At 67.7% G+C, this 19,844-nt stretch carries 18 protein-coding genes and 1 pseudogene; 11 read left to right on the forward strand and 8 right to left on the reverse strand.

The window, feature by feature from the left end:
- Positions 1 to 5: 5 nt before the first annotated feature.
- Together ISF28_RS13615 and ISF28_RS13620 are read right to left on the reverse strand one after the other, a co-directional pair.
- Entirely contained in the window at positions 6 to 497 is a 492-nt protein-coding gene (locus ISF28_RS13615; protein WP_198117726.1) for an Hcp family type VI secretion system effector, read from the reverse strand.
- Positions 498 to 639: 142 nt separating this feature from the next.
- A complete protein-coding gene (locus ISF28_RS13620) occupies positions 640 to 1,851 on the reverse strand; it encodes an extracellular catalytic domain type 2 short-chain-length polyhydroxyalkanoate depolymerase (RefSeq protein WP_198117727.1) in 1,212 nt (403 codons plus the stop codon).
- A gap of 186 nt (positions 1,852 to 2,037) precedes the next feature.
- Between ISF28_RS13620 and ISF28_RS13625 the strand changes: the two genes are divergently transcribed.
- The 7 genes from ISF28_RS13625 to ISF28_RS13655 all read left to right on the forward strand — a co-directional run bounded on the left by ISF28_RS13625 (position 2,038) and on the right by ISF28_RS13655 (position 8,936).
- Positions 2,038 to 3,048 carry a glycerophosphodiester phosphodiesterase family protein gene (locus ISF28_RS13625; protein ID WP_198117728.1) on the forward strand — a complete coding sequence of 337 codons (1,011 nt, stop codon included), beginning with the start codon at positions 2,038 to 2,040 and terminating at the stop codon, positions 3,046 to 3,048.
- 37 nt (positions 3,049 to 3,085) lie between these two features.
- The gene (locus tag ISF28_RS13630) at positions 3,086 to 3,718 is read left to right on the forward strand and encodes an HAD hydrolase-like protein (protein WP_198117729.1); all 633 of its coding nucleotides are present in this window, start codon (positions 3,086 to 3,088) and stop codon (positions 3,716 to 3,718) included.
- 105 nt (positions 3,719 to 3,823) lie between these two features.
- Positions 3,824 to 4,276 (forward strand): MarR family winged helix-turn-helix transcriptional regulator, encoded by a 453-nt coding sequence (locus tag ISF28_RS13635; protein ID WP_198117730.1) that lies wholly within the window; start codon positions 3,824 to 3,826, stop codon positions 4,274 to 4,276.
- On the forward strand, positions 4,273 to 6,330 hold the full coding sequence (locus tag ISF28_RS13640; protein WP_198117731.1) for an FUSC family protein: 2,058 nt from the start codon (positions 4,273 to 4,275) through the stop codon (positions 6,328 to 6,330). Before ISF28_RS13635 ends, ISF28_RS13640 begins: the two co-directional genes overlap by 4 nt.
- An 11-nt stretch (positions 6,331 to 6,341) precedes the next feature.
- Complete coding sequence (locus tag ISF28_RS13645) at positions 6,342 to 6,548, forward strand: DUF1656 domain-containing protein (protein WP_198117732.1); 207 nt, start codon at positions 6,342 to 6,344, stop codon at positions 6,546 to 6,548.
- A 1-nt stretch (position 6,549) separates the two neighbouring features.
- Complete coding sequence (locus ISF28_RS13650) at positions 6,550 to 7,440, forward strand: efflux RND transporter periplasmic adaptor subunit (protein ID WP_198117733.1); 891 nt, start codon at positions 6,550 to 6,552, stop codon at positions 7,438 to 7,440.
- On the forward strand, positions 7,437 to 8,936 hold the full coding sequence (locus ISF28_RS13655; protein WP_198117734.1) for an efflux transporter outer membrane subunit: 1,500 nt from the start codon (positions 7,437 to 7,439) through the stop codon (positions 8,934 to 8,936). The genes ISF28_RS13650 and ISF28_RS13655 overlap by 4 nt, the downstream gene beginning before the upstream one ends.
- A gap of 12 nt (positions 8,937 to 8,948) precedes the next feature.
- Here the strand turns inward: ISF28_RS13655 and ISF28_RS13660 are convergent, their stop codons facing one another.
- Genes ISF28_RS13660 through ISF28_RS13670 form a run of 3 tightly spaced genes read right to left on the reverse strand, consistent with a single transcriptional unit; the run spans position 8,949 to position 12,818 of the window.
- Entirely contained in the window at positions 8,949 to 11,168 is a 2,220-nt protein-coding gene (locus tag ISF28_RS13660; RefSeq protein ID WP_198117735.1) for a xanthine dehydrogenase family protein molybdopterin-binding subunit, read from the reverse strand.
- The gene (locus ISF28_RS13665; protein WP_198117736.1) at positions 11,165 to 12,187 is read right to left on the reverse strand and encodes an FAD binding domain-containing protein; all 1,023 of its coding nucleotides are present in this window, start codon (positions 12,185 to 12,187) and stop codon (positions 11,165 to 11,167) included. The genes ISF28_RS13660 and ISF28_RS13665 overlap by 4 nt, the downstream gene beginning before the upstream one ends.
- A 10-nt stretch (positions 12,188 to 12,197) precedes the next feature.
- Positions 12,198 to 12,818 carry a (2Fe-2S)-binding protein gene (locus tag ISF28_RS13670; protein WP_370663434.1) on the reverse strand — a complete coding sequence of 207 codons (621 nt, stop codon included), beginning with the start codon at positions 12,816 to 12,818 and terminating at the stop codon, positions 12,198 to 12,200.
- 255 nt (positions 12,819 to 13,073) lie between these two features.
- Between ISF28_RS13670 and ISF28_RS13675 the strand changes: the two genes are divergently transcribed.
- A complete protein-coding gene (locus tag ISF28_RS13675; RefSeq protein WP_229519073.1) occupies positions 13,074 to 13,496 on the forward strand; it encodes a hypothetical protein in 423 nt (140 codons plus the stop codon).
- Positions 13,497 to 13,579: 83 nt separating this feature from the next.
- Here the strand turns inward: ISF28_RS13675 and ISF28_RS30515 are convergent.
- Together ISF28_RS30515 and folE are read right to left on the reverse strand one after the other, a co-directional pair.
- A pseudogene (locus tag ISF28_RS30515) lies at positions 13,580 to 13,855 on the reverse strand (transposase); the annotation flags it as partial.
- 233 nt (positions 13,856 to 14,088) lie between these two features.
- On the reverse strand, positions 14,089 to 14,655 hold the full coding sequence (gene folE, locus ISF28_RS13685) for a GTP cyclohydrolase I FolE (RefSeq protein ID WP_198117739.1): 567 nt from the start codon (positions 14,653 to 14,655) through the stop codon (positions 14,089 to 14,091).
- Positions 14,656 to 14,805: 150 nt separating this feature from the next.
- On the opposite strand from folE, the gene ISF28_RS13690 reads away from it, so the two are divergent.
- Entirely contained in the window at positions 14,806 to 15,684 is an 879-nt protein-coding gene (locus ISF28_RS13690; protein ID WP_198117740.1) for a hypothetical protein, read from the forward strand.
- Positions 15,685 to 15,695: 11 nt separating this feature from the next.
- On the opposite strand, the gene nudC is transcribed toward ISF28_RS13690, so the two are convergent.
- The gene (nudC, locus tag ISF28_RS13695) at positions 15,696 to 16,517 is read right to left on the reverse strand and encodes an NAD(+) diphosphatase (RefSeq protein ID WP_198117741.1); all 822 of its coding nucleotides are present in this window, start codon (positions 16,515 to 16,517) and stop codon (positions 15,696 to 15,698) included.
- A gap of 183 nt (positions 16,518 to 16,700) precedes the next feature.
- Here nudC and ISF28_RS13700 point away from each other — a divergent pair, with 183 nt between their 5' ends.
- Complete coding sequence (locus tag ISF28_RS13700) at positions 16,701 to 18,380, forward strand: carbamoyltransferase family protein (RefSeq protein WP_198117742.1); 1,680 nt, start codon at positions 16,701 to 16,703, stop codon at positions 18,378 to 18,380.
- Entirely contained in the window at positions 18,377 to 19,813 is a 1,437-nt protein-coding gene (locus ISF28_RS13705) for a N,N-dimethylformamidase beta subunit family domain-containing protein (RefSeq protein WP_198117743.1), read from the forward strand. Before ISF28_RS13700 ends, ISF28_RS13705 begins: the two co-directional genes overlap by 4 nt.
- Positions 19,814 to 19,844 lie beyond the last annotated feature (31 nt).

Here is a 19,844-nt window from a genome sequence, read left to right on the forward strand (position 1 = left end):
TCCACTCACGTGATGCGGTTGGTTGCCAAGTCCCAGCCGCCGGCCGTGTTGCCGCCCGCGCCGCCGCCGATCTTTTGCTGGGTGTATTTCCACTTGACCTTCGAAAACTTGAGGGCTACGGAATCCTGAAGAATGTCGCCTTCGTGAGCAGCCTGGTTCACGCTGCCAATCAGCACGTTCTCGAGTTCGACTTCGTAATACTTGACCGGTTTGCCGTCGCTATCGGCACGCATGAACTCGAGCTTGGCCTTGGGTATCGTCTTCCCCGCCGAGCACGTTTGCATCAGCAGGGGTGACGACAAGTCGGCCAGTTTCGTGACCGTGATGCTGCGGTGCTCGCAACGTTCCGCAGTGTGGCCGCCGGCAGTCGAAGCCGTCGCTGATCTGGGCTGCAAAACGCCCCATTGGGCCGACGTCAGCTCAATCCATCCCTGGTGGGTGGAATCCTGCGACTCTCCTTTGATACCGTCAATTTGCAGATAGACGTCGATTGCCATGAGATCGTCTCCAAGGTTGAGGGTGAATCACTTCGACGATAAAAGAGGAAGTATTCACCCGAACCCGGCAGACGCGCGATGCGTTCCGTCAATCAAACGACATCAACAATGCACGGCAACGCAGGAAGCCAAGCCGGCCCCGTCAGGAACAACTCCCATACGCGTAATACCCCGCCGACGTCTCCCTGACATCCGTATAAGCCATCAACATATAAAACCCCAGGTACTGGTTCGAATCCGTCGCATACACCTGCCCGTCCGCGCCGATATACGCCCGGCCGGCCGACACGTGCGACACGTTGCTGGCATACCAGTGTTTGCAAGTGAACGGCGCCGCCGCGTTGCCGCTGACGATCCTGTCGATCATGGTCTTGATGGCGACCATCTGCCCGCCGCTCTTGGCCGGGAAATTTGCGTCCTCGTAGCCCCACCAATCCCAGCATCCGCCCGGATTGGTCGCGGTGACGATCGTTTGCGGATACAGCACGATGATGTTGTTCGTGTCGGCCCAGCGGTTATAGCCGGCATTCTTGTAGAACGCCGTGCCGACGACGGATGCGCTTTGCAGGCAGCCGTGGAATGCCACGTGCAGCCGGCACGCCTGCCCCGCCGCGCAGCTGGCCGGCACGTAGGCGTAGCCGCTGCTGGCCATGCTGTAGGTGTTCGGATTGAAGTTACCCCAGAATACGGACTGGTCGAAGTTGATGAAGCTGCCGCTTAACGTCCCCGTGTTCTTGGGATTCAGCGGTCCATAAATCCATTTCAGGATGTCGCCCGCCGTATCGAAATTGCAGTTGTCGACGTAGGGACTGCCGTTGACGGCGCAGCCGTTGCCGAAGAAATCCGTCGGGACCGAATGCTCGGCTGCGAGATTGTTCTTGTAATAGATGTTGGCGGCGGGGAGGTACGCGCCGTACATGGTCTTCAAATCGTCCATGACGGGCTGGCGCACCGTGGAATCGATCGTCCCCGACAGCAGATACACCTTCGATGCGGACATATTGCCGGTCGGGTCGATATAGCCGTTGCCCGACCAGGTATTCACCACCGACATCAGGTAGGGCACATTGCGGGAACCGGTATTGGCCATGCACGGGCCGACCGACATCGCGGCATTGCCTTGCGAGCAGTAATACGGGGCGCCGGCGATGATGCCCGCGCCCTTCCGGATCGTCTTCGAATACGCAAAATGCATTTGCACGGCCATGTCGGCGCCGGACGAAAAGCCGGAGACCGACACGTCGTTCACGCTGACGTTGTACTTCGGCAGCGCGACGACCGCCGCGAACGCGCTCGCGCCGAAAAAGCCGATGAGGATGACGACAAGATGTCTTGCCCTGACCAGGATGCCCATGGTGTCTCCGATTATCGTTGTGGGATTGACCCGAATCAGCTTAGTTGACGTTGACCGATGTGCAAGCGCAAAGCATTGTGCGCAGTTGATCAGGAGGCTGTGCAAAAACGCCCCGCGGTGCGTCATTGGGCGGTCATTTCACAAAGTTAATCTGTCGACCACTTTCCCCGTAAAGGCCGACATCCGATGACGCGCACGATCCTCCTGCCGGCCGCGCAGCGCCGGCGCTTCCTGAAGGCGACGGCTGCCGGCACCGTCCTGGCCGCGCTGCCGCCGCTGGCACGCGCGCAGGCGGCGCGCCAGCATCCGGAAGCGAAACCGACCTTGTACGCCCACCGCGGCGCCAGCGCGCTGCGGCCCGAGCACACGCTGGAGTCGTACGCGAAGGCCATCGCCGACGGCGCGGACTTCGTCGAGCCGGACCTCGTCGCCACGAAGGACGGCGTGCTGGTGGCGCGCCACGAAAACGCGATCACGGGCACGACGGACGTCGCCGCGCGTCCCGAGTTCGCGGCGCGCAAGACGCGCAAGACCATCGACGGCGAGACGCACGAAGGCTGGTTCGTCTCCGACTTCACGTTCGCCGAATTGAAAACGCTGCGCGCCATCGAGCGCCTGTCCCAGATGCGCGGCACCGCGTACGACGGCCAGTTCCAGATCGTCAGCTTCGACGAAATCATCGACTTCGTGGCGGCGGAAGCGGCCGCGCGCGGGCGCACGATCGGCCTGATCCCGGAACTCAAGCACTCGACGTGGTTCGCGCAGGCGGGCCTGCCGATGGAAGACCGCTTCGTGTCGACCTTGAAGGCGCACGCATACACGCGGCACGCGCCGGTCGTCGTGCAGTCGTTCGAGATCGCCAACCTGAAGGCCTTGCGCAAGGGCCTCGGCCAGCCGTCCAACGTCACGCTGGCCCAACTGGTCATTGCCGGCGCGGAGTACGACAAGGAGCAGCCGGCCGACGTCGCCGCGCCGACGACCCTCGTGGCGGACGCGCACAAGGCGGGATTGCAAGTCGTCGTCTGGACCTTCCGTCCGGAGAACGCCTTCCTCGCGGCCGACTTCCGCAGCGACGCCGGTCCGAACGTGCGCCACGACGCGGGCTCCGTCGCCGAGATCCGGCGCTATCTCGAGACGGGGATCGACGGCCTGTTCTCGGACGATCCGGCGCTCGCACGCAAGGCGATCGACGGCTGACGGGCGCCGGCAGCGGCGCGGCGTGTACCATGTGCGCATGACCTACCGCCTCGCCCTCTTCGACTTCGACGGCACGCTGGCCGACTCGTTCCCCTTCTTCCTCGGCGTCTTCAACACGGTCGCCGACCGCCACGGGTTTCGCCGCATCGACGTCGAACGCGCCGGCGAACTGCGCCATTACGGCGTGCGGCGGATGATGGACCATGTCGGCCTGCCGGCCTGGAAGCTGCCGCTCGCGTCGAACACGTTCATGGGCATGATGCGCGACAGCGCCCACCTGATCCCCCTGTTCGACGGCATCGACGGCGCGCTGCGCCACCTGCACGAACGCGGCGTCATGTTGAGCATCGTCTCGTCGAATTCCGAACACAACGTCCGCGCGGTGCTGGGACCGGAGTTGACGGCGCTGGTCCGGCGGTTCGACTGCGGCATGTCCGTCTTCGGCAAGGCGAGTCGCATCCGGGCCGTGCTCGACGCGTGCAAGGTGGCGCCTGCGGACGCCCTCTACATCGGCGACCAGGCCACCGATGCCGAAGCGGCGCGCAAGGCCGGCGTGGCGTTCGGCGCCGTGCATTGGGGCTATGCCGCCATCGACGCCTTGCGGGCGGAGGCGTGCGCCACCGAGTTCGTGGCGCCGGCCGATTTGCGCCGGATCGCCGCAGCGTCCTGATCCGACCGCGCACACGCAGCGACGGGTGGCTTGAAGAAAAATACTTTGCATGCTAAACTTTCGCATATCAACAGTAAACAAACAAAGTATTTACGCGAACCCGCCATGCACCTCTCCGACCAGACCCTGAGCAGTCTCACCGCCGCGCTGACCCACGCGTCGCGCGTCTACCGTGCCGCCGCCGACAAGGTCGCGTCCGACTTCGGCCTGTCCCAGGCGACCGGGCTGCCGGTGCTGGTCATCCACCGCTTCGGCGAAAACGGCGTGCGGCCGGGCATCCTGGCCGAGACGCTGAGCCTGGAGGCGTCGTCGCTCGTGCGCGTCGTCGACCACCTGATCGGATCGGGCCTCGTCGAACGTTACGAGGATCCGCAAGACCGCCGCGCCAAGATCCTGCGCCTGACCGACGAGGGCCTGAAGACGGCCCGGCAGATGGACCAGGCGCTGACGCCGTTCCGCCGCCGGCTGTTCGGGGAGTTCGACCCGGCCGACGTCGAGGCCACGCTACGCGTCCTGTCCGGCCTGCCGACCGCCATCGCGACGATCCAGGCTACATGAGTTTGCCGACCCGGTCGGAGATCCTGTTCTCCGTCAAGTCATTCGCGGCAGCGATGCTCTCGGTGTATATATCGATGCGCATCGGACTGCCGCGACCGTTTTGGGCGATGATGACCGCGTACATCGTCTCCGCGCCGTTCGCCGGGCCGACCCGCTCCAAGGGCCTGTACCGGGCCGGCGGCACGATCCTGGGCGCGACCGCGGTGACGTTCCTCGTGCCGCGCCTGATCAACTCGCCCGAGCTGCTGTCGCTGGCGCTGGCGCTGTGGATCGCCGGCTGCCTGTATTTCTCGCTGCTGGACCGCACGCCGCGTTCCTATCTGCTGATGCTGGCCGGCTACACCGCCGGTCTGATCGGTTTCCCGGCCGTGAACAATCCGGCCGCCATCTTCGACATCGCCCTCGCGCGCGTCGAGGAGATCGTGCTCGGCATCACTTGCGCCACGCTCGTGCACAGCCTGGTGCTGCCGCAATCGATCGGGCCGGTGCTGCTGGCGCGCCTGGACAATGCCGTGCGCGACGCCCAGCACTGGATCCGCGACGCGCTGAACCCCGCCGGCGACGCGCGCGCCGCCGCCGACCGCCGCAAGCTGGCCGGCGACATCACCGAGCTGCGCCTGATGAGCACCCACCTGCCGTTCGACACGTCGCACCTGCGCTGGACCAGCGGGGCCGTCAATGCGCTGCAGGAACGCCTGTCGTCCTTCGTGCCGATCGTCTCCGGCATCGAGGATCGCCTGACCGCCCTGCGCGACCTGGGCGCGACCGGCGTCGCGCAACGCTGGGCCGGGCTGCTGCAGGACGTCGTCGCGCTGGCCAACACCCCGCGCGGCCCATCGCTCGCGGCCCGCGGCGCCGAACTGCGCCAGCGCATCGACGTCTTGACGCCGGACGTGGACCGGGAACTCGGCTGGACCGGCATGATCGAACTGAACCTGGGCGCGCGCCTGCGCCGCCTGGTCGAGATCTGCGTCGAGACGCGCTCGCTGCGCCGCCACATCGACGCCGGCGTGCACGGCAGCCTGCCCGAGGAAGTGCGCCAGCTGCCGGGCGTGCCGACCAGCGCGCTGCACCAGGACCGCGGCATGGCCCTGCTGTCGGCCTTCGCCGCCGCCGTCGCCGTGTTGTCCTGCTGCGCGTTCTGGATCCTGACCGGCTGGCCGGCCGGCGCCGCCGCGCCGATGATGGCCGCCGTGCTGTGCTGCTTCTTTTCGACCCAGGACAATCCGGTGCCCTTCATCAAGGGCTTCCTGACCTACACGATCTATTCGATCCCCCTGTCGGCGCTGTACCTGCTCGCCCTGCTGCCGGCCGCGCACAACTTCGAGACGCTGGTGCTGCTCTGCGCCCCGACCTTCCTGCTGGTGGGCGTGTTCGTCGCGCGGCCGGCGACCTTCGGCCGCGCCTTTCCCTTCCTGTTCGGCATCATCGGCACGCTGGCCATGATGGACACGAATAACGCGGACATGGTGTCGTTCATCAACGGCATGACGGCGCAGATCGCCGGGCTCGTCGCCGCCGTCGTCATCACCGGCGTGTTCCGCACGGTCGGCGCCGGTTGGACGGCGCGCCGCCTGCTCAAGGCCGGCTGGAGCGAGCTGTCGCGCCTGGGCAGCGGGGAACGGGTGCCGTCGCTGCCGGAATTCTCGGCCAGGATGGTCGACCGCGTCGGCATGCTGACCCCGCGCCTGGCGCTGGCCGGCAAGGACCAGGACCTGCAAGCCGCCGACGCGCTGCGCGACCTGCGCATCGGCTTGAACATGACGCTGCTGCACAGCGTGCGCGCCCAACTGGGAGGCGACGACGCGGCCGTCGGCCCGCTGATGCAGCAGCTGTCGCGTCATTTCGCGCTGCGGCCAAAGGTCGACGCGCAGTGCGAGCGCAGCCTGCTGGGCGCGCTGGACAACGCGCTGCGCGCCATCTGCGCCGGCGCCCGCGACGGCGCCCAACGTAGCGACGCCCGGCGCGAAGCCCTGGCGGCGCTGACCGGCATGCGCCGCGACCTGTTTCCCAAGGCGGCGGCCTATGCGCCGTCGCTCGAACCCGCAACCTGAAAGGAGATCCGATGATCGGCGAAGTCAGCCTCTACGGCCTCTACGTTCCTCCGCTCCTGCTGCTCACGCTGGCGGCACTGGCGGTCTCGCGGCTGTGCAACCTGGTCCTGGCCAGGACGGGCTTTTATCGCCTCGTCTGGCATCCGGCCCTGTTCGATTTTTCCCTGTTCGTCATCGTGCTCGGCGCGCTGGCGTATTACACACGCAACTGGTCCTGACATGGCATTGAAAACGATTTTGTCGGCAATTGGCCGGGTAAGTCTCACGGCGGTGGTGACCGCGGGCGCGGTCTATGCGGGCTGGCAGCTGTGGCGCCATTACGAGGTGGAGCCCTGGACGCGCGACGGCCGCGTAAAAGCCTACGTCGTGCAGGTGGCGCCCGACGTGACGGGCCAGGTGACCAAGGTCTATGTGCACGACAACCAGCGCGTGAAGGCCGGCGAGCCGCTGTTCGAGATCGACCGCGCCCGCTTCGAACTGGCCCTGCGCCAGGCCGACGCCCAGGTGACGGCGGCCCAGGCCGCGCTGGCCCAGGCGCAGCGCGAAAACAAGCGCAACACCCAGCTCGACGACCTCGTGTCGCAGGAAACCCGCGAGCAGGGTCAGACCCGCACCGACCAGGCGCGCGCCGCGCTGGCGCAAGCCATCGTCAACCGCGACACGGCCAGGCTGAACCTCGAGCGCGCGCACGTCGTGTCGAGCGTGAACGGCATCGTCACGAACCTCGACCTGCGCGAAGGCGCCTACGCCACCGCGGCGCATCCCGTGATGGCCGTCGTCGACAGCGGTTCGTTCTACGTCGAAGGCTATTTCGAAGAAACGAAGCTGCCGCACATCCAGCTCGGCGACCCGGTCGACGTCACCCTGATGGGCACGCGCCAGCCGATCCACGGCCGCGTCGAAAGCTTTGCCGAAGGCATTGCCGACCGCGACCGCAGCACCGGCGCCAACATGCTGCCGAACGTGAATCCGACCTTCAACTGGGTGCGCCTGGCCCAGCGCATTCCCGTCCGCATCGCCCTCGACCCGGTGCCGGCCAACGTCCGCCTCGTCGCCGGGCAGACCGCAACCGTCAAGGTGCTGCCACCACACGTCAAGGCATCGTCATGAACCGCTACCGCTCCTTCGCAAAAAAAGCCGTCACACTGTCGCTGCTGGCCGCCGCGCTCGCCGCCTGCACGACGGTCGGCCCCGACTACCACGTGCCGAACGAGGCCGTGATCAAGCGCGATGCGGCCAACGCCCCGTTCATGGGCGCGGCCGAACGGCCCTTCAAGGCCGACCCGCTGCCGGCCGACTGGTGGCGGCTGTACCAGGACCCGCTGCTCGACCAGCTGATCGCCAAGGCCTTCGCCAACAACGCCGACCTGCGCGTCGCCGCCGCCAACCTGCAGCGCGCGCACGGCGTGCTGGAAGAGGTCGAGGAAAAGAAACGCCCCGAAGTCGAGATGAGCGCCGCCCCGCTGTACGGCCGCATCGCGGGCGCGCAGCTGGGCATCCCCGAACAACTTCCGACCGACGGCTTGTACGACGGCGACGTCAAGATCGGTTATACGCTCGACCTGTGGGGCCGCATCCGCCGCGCCGTCGAAGCGTCGGAAGCGGACGTGGAAGCCGCACAAGCCGCCAGCGACCTCACCCACGTGATCGTCGCGGCCGACACGACCCGCGCCTATGCGGAGGCGTGTTCGGCGGGCTACCAGTTGAAGGTGGCACAGCAATCGGTGGACCTGCAGGCGCAATTCGCCAAGCTCACGGCCGAACGCGTCCAGCGCGGCCGCGGCATCGCCATCGACAACAGCCGTGCGCAAGCCCAGCTCGACCAGTTGCGCGCCAACCTGCCGCCACTGGAAGCCCGCCGCCGCACGGCGCTGTACCGCCTTGCCGTTTTGACCGGCGAAGTGCCGAGCCAGTTCCCGGCCGACGTCGCGCAATGCTCGACACCGCCGCGCGTCGCGGCGACGATCCCCGTAGGCGACGGCGCCGCCCTGCTGCGCCGCCGTCCGGACGTGCGCCAGGCCGAACGCCAGCTGGCCGGCGCCACCGCGCGCATCGGCGTGGCGACGGCCGAGCTGTACCCGAACATCAACCTGGGCGCGTCGGTCGGCGCGGTCGGCATGATGAACCAGTTCGGCGATGCCAACACGTGGAAATTCAGCCTGGGCCCGCTGATCTCGTGGAGCCTGCCGGCCACCAGCTCGGCCCGCTCCCACATCGCCCAGGCCAAGGCCAACACGGCCGGGGCGCTGGCCCGCTTCGATGGCGTCGTGCTGAACGCGCTGCGCGAAACGGAAAGCGCGCTGACCGTCTATGCCCGCGAGCTCGACCGCAACGCGGCCCTGCGCGCGGCACGCGACCAGAGCGCGCTGGCATCGCGCCAGTCGGCCAAGCTGTACCGGTTCGGCCGCACGGACTTCCTGTCCCAGCTCGACGCGGAGCGCACGCTGGCCGGCGCCGAGAGCATGCTGGCGGCGTCGGACGCGCAGCTGGCGGCGGATCAGGTGCAGTTGTTCCTGGCCCTGGGCGGGGGCTGGGAGAATACGCACGCCAAGCATGGCGAAACGGAGCAGGCCGAGCAGGCGGCGCAGGCGCGTCACGCGCCGTGACGCGCCCGGCGATCACAACAGCTTATCCAGCGTAATCGGCAGATCCCGCACCCGCTTGCCCGTCGCGTGGAACACGGCGTTCGCGATGGCGGCGCCGACGCCCGTGATGCCGACCTCGCCGATCCCTTTCGCACCCAGCGGGTTCACGTGCGGGTCGTCCTCGTCGACGATCTGCACGTCGATCGCCTGGATGTCCGCATTCGTCGGCACGTGGTATTCGGCGAGGTTGCCGTTCACGGCGCGTCCCTCCCGCTTGTCGATCATCGTTTCCTCGAACAGCGCCAGGCTGATGCCCCAGACGATGCCGCCCATCAGCTGGCTGTAGCCCGTCTTTTCGTTCATCAGCTTGCCGACGCCGTAGACGCCCACCACGCGCGGCACGCGGATCTCGCCCAGGTCTTCGTCCACCGTCACCTCGACGAACACGGCGCCGAACGCGTGCATGGAATATTTCTGCTTTTCGTCGCCGGGCTCGGCCCTGGCCGTCACGTCCACCGGGCCGCCGTGGCGTGCGGCGATGGCCTGCATCGCTTCGCGCCGCGCCGGATCGGCCAACAAATACAGTTCGCCGCCGTCCGTGGTCGCGTCCACGCCGACGTCGTCGGCCGTCGCGCCGAACAGGGGCGAGCGCTCGTCCGCGGCGGCGATCCCGAGCAGTTTCAGGCGCAGCGCCTTGCCGGCCGCCTGCACGGCCGGCGCCACGCTGGCCACCGTCATCGATCCGCCCGAGACCGGCGCGTCCGGCATCTGCGAATCGCCCAGCGCGAAACGCACGCGGTCGACCGGCACGCCGAGCGCGTCCGCCGCCACCTGGGTCATCACGGTATAGGTGCCGGTGCCGAGGTCCTGGGTGCCCGAGCGGAACAGCGCGGTCCCGTCCGGCATGAGGGTGGCCGCACACTCCGCCGGCAAGCGCCTCGTCGGATAGCTTGCCGTCGCCATGCCCCAGCCCACCAGCTTGTTCCCCTGGCGCATCGAGCGCGGCTGCGGATTGCGGTCGCGCCAGCCGAAACGTTCGGCGCCGATCTCGTAGCACTGGCGCAGCGATTTACTCGAAAACGGCAAGTCCTTGCCGGGATCCCGCTCCGTGTAATTTTTCAGGCGCAGCTCGAGCGGATCCATGTTCAGTTCATGGGCCAGTTCGTCGATGGCGCAATCCAGCGCATACGAGCCGGTGGCCTCCCCCGGCGCGCGCATGAATGTGGGCGTGCCCAGGTGCATGCGCGCGAGGCGGTGCGACGTGTCCTGGTTCGGGCTCTCGTACATCATGCGCGTGACGAGGCCGCAGGGCTCGATCCAGTCCTCGATCATCGACGTGTACGCGATCGTGTCGTGGCCGGATGCCGTCATGCGTCCGTCCGGCACCGCCGCCATGCGCATGCGCTGCTCGGTGTTCGGTCGGTTGCCGACCGGGCCGAACATCTGGTTGCGGTCCAGCGACAGTTTCACGGGCCGCCCAACCTGCTTCGCGGCCATGGCCGCCAGCACCACGTGCGACCACACGGACCCCTTGCAACCGAAGCCGCCGCCCACATACGGGCACAGCGCCGTGACGTTTTGCGGCGGAATGTCGAAGATGGTGGCGACGATGCGCTGCACACCTTTCATGTATTGCGTCGAGTCGTACAGCGTGAGGCGGTCGCCGTCCCAGGCGGCGATCGTCGCGTGCGTTTCGAGCGGGTTGTGGTTTTCGACGGGCGTCGTGTAGGTGGCGTCGACTCGCGCGCTGCCTGCCAGCAGCCCGGCGTGCAGGTCGCCGCGTTTCGTGTCGGTTTCTTCCCCCAACACGTTTTGCGGCGGATGCAGCGACTGCTTCGCCTGCTCGAAGTCGAGCACGGCCGGCCGACGCTCGTACTCGATGTGCAGCCGCGCACCGGCCTCGCGCGCGCGCTCGAACGTGTCGGCCACGACGACGGCGATCGGCTGGTTGTTGTAATACACGTCGTCTTCCTGCAGCAGGGTCAGCCTGCGGCCGGTGGGCGGCTGGAGCTTGCCGTCCTTCGTCTGTTGCGGCAGACGCATGGCGTTGGCGGGCGTCATCACGAGCAGCACGCCCGGCACCTCGCGGGCCGCGCCGTCGTCGATGGAAACGACGCGTCCGCTGGAGATCGTGCTCGTGACGAGGACCGCGTGAACCACGCCGTCGACCGGATGCTCGGCCGAATAACGCGCCGCGCCGCTGACTTTCGCCCACGCGTCGACGCGATTGATGGGTGCGCCGGTGACGTTCATGCCATGCCTCCCGCCGCGCCGGTGGCGCGGCTGCCGGTCGCAACGCGCAGCGCCCGCGCGACCGCGCGCTGCGCCAGTTCGACCTTGAACGCGTTGTGCGCATACGGCCGCGCGCCCGCGACGGCGGCCGCCCCCGCCTGGCCCAGCATTTCGTCCGTGAGCGCATCCAGCGCCTGGCCGCGCAAGCGCTGTTCCGCGCCCGACGCGCGCCACGGTTTATGGGCCACGCCGCCCAGCACGATGCGCAGGTCGCGGATCGTGTCGCCGTCCAGGTCGACGGCGGCCGCCACCGACACCAGCGCGAACGCATAGCTGGCGCGGTCGCGCACCTTGAGGTAGTGCGCGTGCTGCGCGAACGGCGACGGCGGCAGTTCCACCGCCGTGATCAACTCGCCCGGGCGGATCACCGTGTCGTCCTGCGGACGGTCTTCCGGCAGGCGGTGGAAGTCGGCGACGGGGATCTGGCGCGCGCCGTCCGGCCCTTGCAGGTGGACGACGGCGTCCAGCGCGACGAGGGCCACGCTCATGTCGGACGGATTGGTGGCGATGCAGTGCGGACTGGCGCCGAGGATCGCGTGGATGCGGTTGTGGCCGTCGATGGCGTCGCAGCCGGAGCCGGGATCGCGCTTGTTACAGTGCGGGAAAGCCGGGTCGGTGAAGTAATAGCAGCGTGTGCGCTGCAGCAGGTTGCCGCCGACGGTCGCCATATTGCGCAACTGGGTCGACGCGCCGTTCAGCAAGGCCTCGGACAGCAGGCGGTAGCGCTGGCGCACGAGCGGGTGGTTGGCGGCCGCCGTGTTGGTGGCCATGGCGCCGATGCGCAGGCCGCCGCCCGGCAGCGGCTCGATGTCGGCCAGCGCCAGCCGACTGACGTCCACGAGGCGGACGGGTTGCTCGATGCCGCTCTTGTACAGGTCGAGCAGATTGGTGCCGCCGCCGATGAACTTCGCCCCCGGCTGGCGCGCCAGCTCGAGCGCGTGGTTCACGTCGCGCGCACGGTCGTAGAAGATCGAGTGCATGCACGCCCTCCTAGGCCTGGCGCAAGACCACGCTGTGGATGGCCTTGACGATGTTGGGATAGGCGCCGCAGCGGCACAGGTTGCCGCTCATGCGCTCGCGGATCTCGTCCTGGGACAGCGCGCCCGGCGCCAGCTGGTCGCCTTCGGTCAGCATGCTGGCCTGCCTTGCCTTCACCTCGTCCAGCAACGCCACCGCGGAACAGATCTGGCCCGGCGTGCAATAACCGCACTGGAAACCGTCGCAATCCATGAAGGCCTGCTGCATCGGGTGCGGCTGCCCTTCCTGGCCCAGGCCCTCCACGGTCGTGATCTCGCGGCCGTCGTGCATCATCGCCAGCGTCAGGCAGGCATTGATGCGCTGGCCGTCCACCAGCACCGTGCAGGCCCCGCACTGGCCGCGGTCGCAGCCCTTCTTGGTGCCCGTGAGGCCCAGCACTTCGCGCAGCGCGTCCAGCAGCGTCACGCGCGGTTCGATCGTCAAGTTGTGCTCGGTGCCATTGATCCGCAAGGTGAGCGGTTGCGGCGGCGCATAGGCCGGCGCCACGCTGTTCGCGCGCCGCCCGGTAAGACTCTGGTCGTCGTCTGGCATGGCTTTGCTCGCTTCCGAAATGAAATGGCAGGCTACCGTCAGACCGGCCCGGTCCGCACGGGTTCCTGCGTTGACCAAAAGGGGATGACGCCGCTGTTCGCGCCTTGATCCAGGCCAGCAGGGCGTAATGCTCCATCATCTCCGAAATCAAAAAATCACGGAGCGCGCCAGAATCTAATTCCTCAAAGAAATCAATGACTTGGATTCAGACACGAAAGTCCGCCGTTGCGGCCGGTGTTTGAAGCGCTCTATACTCGTGCCGTGATGCATCAAAGCATCGTCAACCCGGAAATGACCATGCGCTCCACCTTGTTCCTGTTGATGCCGCTCTTGCTGCTGGCCGGCTGCGTCAACGAATCCGCCAGCTATACGATCGACGGCAGCGACCACGCCCTGACCGTGATCGTCACCCAGGATTATTTCTGGAGCAAACAGGTGGGATTGCGGCTGATCGCGTCGCGCCTGCCCGACTGCCAGCGCCAGTTCGACCTCGGCAAGACGCCGCTGGCCAACCTGAACGTCGAGCTGTTTTCGACGGGCGACGAATCGTTCCTGCTGCGCTCGGGCGACGAGATGTGGCAAGTGGAAACCAGTGACTGCAAGCAGTTGCCCGAGCCATCGGACAATGTCCAGGCCCAGCCGATCGGCGTGTTCCACATGGACGCGAAAAAGAAACTCGTGTTCGAGCCCGCGGAAGGCGCGGTCGCAGCCGCCCGGTAATCGCGGCCGCGCCCGGCCCATCCCGCCGTCCGGGATCAGCGCTGCCCGGTCAGATGGCGCAGGCGCGCGATTTCGGCCGTGCGCCCGATCCGGTCGAGCGCCTGCTCGAGCAGGGTGCGGTCGCCGTCACGCAGCATGGTCCATTGCGTGAAATATTCGTGCACGGTACGCCAGGGCGGGAACTCGGGCGGCATGCTGCGCCAGGCGCTGCCGGTCGAGAGGAAGTACAGGACGGCACAGAACACGTCGTACAGATCGTGCTTGCGCGGCCGGGTCTTGCGGCGCGCCGCTTCCAGCATTTCACGCACGGTCTCGAACTGTTCACGCGGAACATCGCTTGGAAAGGTATGCCTGGCCATGTCGATCGCCTCAAAAATCACTTGGAGACATATGATCCGGAACAGGTTCCCGATCATCGACGGGGCGTAGCGCATTGTCGCGGCGGATTCGAGCACGGGCGCCCAGTAAATACAGTCTAGCAGCGTGTTCGGAATCATGCCGTCTTTTTTGAGACGCCATGCGCACGGCATCGCGCCACCGGCGAGCGGTGGCGCGAAAAAGACGGAAGACGGGTTTCGCGCCGCCCCGACGCTCAGTCGCGGGCCAGCGCCAGGAACTCGGTGCGCAGCGCCAGGTTCGGCTGCAGTTCGCCCAGCAGGGTCGACGTGATGGTTTCCTCGCCCGGCGTGCGGATGCCGCGGCTTTCCATGCACATGTGTCGGCACTTGATGACCACGCCCACGGCCTTCGGTTCCAGCACTTCCATCAGCGTGTTGGCGATCTGCACCGTCAGGCGCTCCTGCACCTGCAGGCGCTTGGAGAACACGTCGACGAGACGGGTCAGCTTCGACAGCCCGACGATCTTGCCGTTCGGCAGATAGCCCACCGTCGCCTTGCCGAAGAACGGCGCCAGGTGGTGTTCGCAATGGCTGTAGACCGGGATGCCGCGCACCACGATCAACTCGTTGTATTCCTCGGCGCCGTCTTCGAAGGCCTTGAGGATCTCGACCGGGTCCTGGTCGTAGCCGGATGTCCAGTGTTTCCAGGCCTTGGCGACGCGCGCGGGCGTCTCGTGCAGGCCGGAACGGTTGGGATCTTCGCCAAGGCTTACCAGCAGGCGGCGCCAGTCGTGCTCGGTGAAGACTTCTTTGTCAGACATGGTGAATCCTAAAATTTACGCTTGCCGAGAGTATATAGAAAATGAGGCAGATCCACAGAAGGCAGCGGCTTCCTTGCGCAAAACGAAAGCCATACTGTGGCGGATGCGCTAGCGTAGTCGGTGTCCTTGTCAATGCGCGGGAGAACGGCCATGCTTGGAAGCACTGTCCTGGAAGTTGCGATCGGATTGACGTTTTGTTATGGCACGGTCGCCCTGATCGTCACCACCTTGCAGGAAGCGCTGGCCGCGGCGTTCCGGCTGCGTGCCAACACGCTGCTGGCGGGCGTCAAGAGCATGCTCAACGATCCGTGCTTCGACGGGCTGGCGCGTGCCGTCTACCAGCATCCGCTGGTCAATCCGCACGGGGACGGCCCCCCGCCGAGCGAGCGGGAGATGCGCTCCCGGCCATCGTACATCGAACCGGCGCATTTTGCGATTGCCCTGGTGGACAGCCTGTGGAAGGTGCCGGGCGACTTCGCCCAGCTCGCCAACGCGATCGAAACAATCCCCGATCCGCAAGTCAGACAGGTCATGCGCGGGCTGTACGGCCGCGCGCGCGACCTGCAGCAATTCCAGGACATGCTGGCCGGCTGGTTCGACAACGCGATGTCGCGCATGTCCGGCACCTATAAACGGCGGCAGTTGCTGATCTCGCTGCTGCTGGCGCTGCTGCTGGCGATCCTGTTCAACATCGACAGCATCCACCTGTTCCGCACGCTGTGGCAGCAGCCTTCGCTGGCGGCGCATTTGCGCGACGCTCCCGGCGCGCTCGACCCGGCCGTGCTCGACGCCCTGATGGCGCTGCCGATCGGCTGGACCCGCTTCCCGCCCGTGCCCGGGGCCGATTTCGCGCTGCAGGTGGCGGGCTGGCTCGTCACGGCGTCGACGGCGCTGTTCGGCGCGCCGTTCTGGTTCGACCTGATGCAGCGCGTCGTGCGCCTGCGCAGCACGGGTGCCCGGCCGGAAGACCTGCCGCGGTCGCTGCGCGTGGAAGGCAAGATCGCGGCCGCGGCCACGCCGCTGCCCTGAGCGCCGCCGTCTCAGCGTCCGGGCGGACGGTGGCTGTCGACGAGCATGCTCGAGATCGACACGTGCGGCACTCGCTCCGGCCACGCATCGTCCGGCCCGAACCAGCGCGCTTCGCTGATCTCGTTGGGATCGATGCGGATGTCGCCGTCCAGGTAATCGGCCGTGAACGCGATCATCAGCGAGTGCGGGAACGGCCACGACTGGCTGCCGAAATAGCGCAGGTTGTGCACGCGCAGGCCGACTTCCTCGAACACTTCGCGGTGCACGGCCTCCTCGATCGTTTCGCCCGCCTCCAGAAAGCCGGCCAGCGGCACGAAGCGCTTCGCCGGGGACTGGGTATGCAGCGCCAGCAGGACCTTGTCCCCGTTGCGGATCAGGACCATCATCGCCGGCGAGATGCGCGGATACGCCATGTGGCCGCAATTGCCGCACTTGAAGCAGCGTTCGCCCGTTGCCAGCACGGTGTCGCTGCCGCAGGCGCCGCAGAAGCGGTGCGTGCGCGCCCATTCCGCGATCTGGTACGCGCGCGCGGCCACGCCGAGCTGCGCGTCGTCGAATTCGCCGAACAGCGACCGCAGCCCGCGCCAGGCGTAACCGGCCGGCGCCAGCGCCTCGTCGTCGACCCAGGTCGCCTGGCAATAGCGCTCGCCCAGCAGGCCGACCGGCTGCAGGCGCGGCGCATCGAGCGCGAGGCTGGCGATCGCGGCCGCGTCGGGCAGGCCGAGGTCGGCCTCGCGCACGAGCAACCGGCCGCCGTGGAAGACGAAGGACAGCGGCGCGGCGTGCTGCTGCGGAACCATCAGGGGCGTGAACGAGGCGGGCGTCTGGAGCATGGGGTATCCGGTCATCGAAGGCGGTGCAACGATGATACCGTCTTTCGCCGCACCGTTCAGGACGCTGCCCGGCCGCCCCCGGCCAGATCAAGCGCCAACGACCGCGCGAATGGATGAACTAATCCGGCTCATCGTGCTCCAAGCCTCAGCAGGACCGCAGCGCAACCCAACGAGGAGGAGACGATGACCGATGTTCCCGTCGTGCTCGGTATTAACCGGACCCAGGACGCCAGCGCCTGCCTGATGCAGGGTTCGCGCCTGCTGTGGGCCATCCAGAAGGAGCGGCTGACGCGCCACAAGCACCACTGGGGCAAGCTGGGCGACGTCCGCACCCATTACGGCCCGCGCCTGCCGTGGCCCGGCCGGCCGCTCGACGTCGTCGTCGAATGCTTCTCGTCCGACGCCGAAGCGCGCGACCTGGCCTCCTACGACGAGGAACTCGAATCGGCGCTGCGCCTCGCCCCCGGCTGCCGGCGCGTGCGCATCTCGCACCACCTGGCCCACCTGTACAGCGTCTTCCACCCTTCGCCCTTCCGCGAGGCCGCCGTCATGGTCATCGACGGCCAGGGCAGCCCCGTCGCCGAGCTCACCGACCACTGGAGCGGCGCCGCCTACGTCCCGGGCGACTGGCGGGAGGTGGCGTCGTTCTACCGCGCCGACCGCGAACGCGTGCACTGCATCGGCAAGCAGCTGTGGGACCGGGACGACATGCGCCTCGTCGGCCTGGGCATGTTCTATTTTCTGCTGACGCAAGCCATCTTTCCCGGCGAAGGCAACGAGGGCAAGGTGATGGGGCTCGCCCCGCACGGCCTGGCGCATGCTCTCGGCCTGCCGCCGCTGGACGTCGATGGGGCGCAGGTGACGTTGCCGCCGGCCTGGCGCGACATCCTGCGCGACCGCGATCGGTTCCGCTACGGCCAGCCGGGCGTCGCCTTTGCCGACTGCGCGAACCTGGCGGCGGCCGGCCAGCGCGCCTTCGAGGACGCAATGCTCGCCGTGGCCCGCTGGCTGCATGCGGAAACGGGACTGGACAATCTGTGCTTCGCGGGCGGCACGGCTTTGAACTGTTCGGCCAACGAACGGCTGCTGCGGGAAACGCCGTTCAAGCAGGTCTTCATTCCGCCGGCGCCGGGCGATGCCGGCACCGCGCTGGGTTGCGCGCTGTACGGCTTGACGGAACTGGCCGGCGCCGGCTGCGCCTACCGCTGGACACACGACTACCTGGGTCCGGCCCCGCGCCGCGAGGACATCGAAGCCGCGCTGGCGAACCGCGACGACCTGCACGTCGACCATCTGCCGGACGTCGGGGCGCTGTGCGACCGCATGCTCGACCTGCTGTGCCGGCGGCGCGTCGTCGCCCTGTACCAGGGCAGCAGCGAATTCGGACCGCGCGCCCTGGGGCACCGCAGCATCCTCGCCGATCCGCGCCACGTCGAAACACGCGACTGGATCAATGCCCGGGTCAAGCAGCGCGAGTGGTTTCGTCCGCTGGCGCCGGTCGTGCTCGCCGAACGGGCGGCCGCGTATTTCGACCTGCCCCGCCCTTCGCCTTTCATGCAGTTCGCGGCGCCGGTCCGTCCGGACATGGTGTCGCGCGTGCCGGCCATCACGCACGTGGACGGCAGCGCGCGCCTGCAGACCGTCGGCCCGGACGACGACCCGCTGCTGCGGCGCCTGCTGGAAGATTTCGACGCGCGCACAGGCGTGCCTGTCCTGCTGAACACATCGTTCAACGGCAAGGACGAGCCGATCGTGGAAACGCCGGACGAAGCACTCGCATCGTTCCGCCGCATGCCTCTGCACGCCCTCGCGATACCGCCGTTCCTCGTGACCAAACGGATCGAACCGGAGCTGCCCACATGATCCGTGCGTATCCGGCGCGGGCCAGCGTGCTGCCGGGTGCGACGCTGATCCTGCACGTGTCGACCGACAGCAGCCGTTTCCGCGTCACCTTCTACCGCTGGGGCGACGGGCCCATATGGATGCTACGCAGCGACTGGCTGCCGGGCGCCTGGGCGGCCGATGCGGCGCCGGACGTCGACTGGCGCTGGCCGGCCTATCGCTTTCCGATCCCGCCGGACTGGCCCTCGGCCGTCTACATCGCCGACTTCGAAGAGGACGGGCGCAAGATGGCGTTCGACCCCGCCCGCGGCCACGGCGCCGCCCTGTTCGTCGTGCGTGCCCGGTGCGGACCGCACGCCGCCGACGACGCACACCACGCGGCGCCGCGCGACGGTCCCGCCGAGGGCGACGTGCCCGGCTACCGCATACGGCGGGGCATGCTCTATAAACTGCCGGTGACCACGTACCACGCGTACAACTTCGGCGGCGGCGGCTGCTTTTATGCGTGCCCGCCGCGGTCGGACGATCCGCCGGGCGCGCGCGTGTCGCTGCGCCGTCCCGGCGGCGGCATCGGCGGACCGGTGTGGGGCGCCGCCGATCATTACGACGCCACGTCGCCGCGCCAGACGTTCGCCCACTGGGACGCGCACTTCATCCGCTGGATGGACCGCAACGGCTATCGCCCCGACTTCTGCACCGATCTCGACATCCACGCCGACCCGGCGCTGCTCGCGGGCTACCGCCTGCTGGTGTCGGCCGGGCATGACGAATACTGGACCACGGCGACCCGCGACGCCGTCGAGGACTTCGTCGCCGGCGGCGGCAATCTTGCCTTCTTCGGCGCCAATGTGTGCTGGTGGCGCATCCATCTCGTCGACGACGGGACGGCCATCGTCTGCCACCAGGGCGGCCCGCACGGCGCCCTGGACCACTGGTGGCCGCGCTGCGGCGCCGCGCGTCCCGAAGACAGCCTGAGCGGCGCGAGCTACCGGCATGGCGGCGGCTGGTGGGACGGCCCGCGCACCACCGACGGTTACGTCGTCCAGCAGCCCGATCACTGGGTGTTCGCGGGCACCGGTCTGGCGCACGGCGACGCATTGTGCCGGCACAGCTGGCCACCGCTGGCGGGCTACGAATGCGACGGCGTCCCCCTCGACGTGTTCGACGCCGTCCGTGGCGCCATGCTGTCGGCCTGGGCGGACGAGGACGGCACACCGGCCGGCTATACCTTGCTGGCGGCCGCGCGGCTGGGCCCGGACTGGCAGGAACTGCCGGCACGCGCGCGCCACGCGGCCGGCGAAGGCATCCACACGGCCGCGATGGGCCTGTTCAGCCGCAACGGCACCGTGTTCTCGGCCGGGACCACCGACTGGGCGCAAGTCCTCGACGCCGGCCGCGATCGTCAGCTGGAGCGCATCACGCGCAATGTCCTGGACGGACTGTTGCGCGCATAAAGCGTAGACAAGACGTCGAAAGGAGGAAACC

This window comes from Massilia rhizosphaerae, from assembly GCF_016093545.1.
GTDB classification, from domain to species: domain Bacteria; phylum Pseudomonadota; class Gammaproteobacteria; order Burkholderiales; family Burkholderiaceae_D; genus Telluria; species Telluria rhizosphaerae.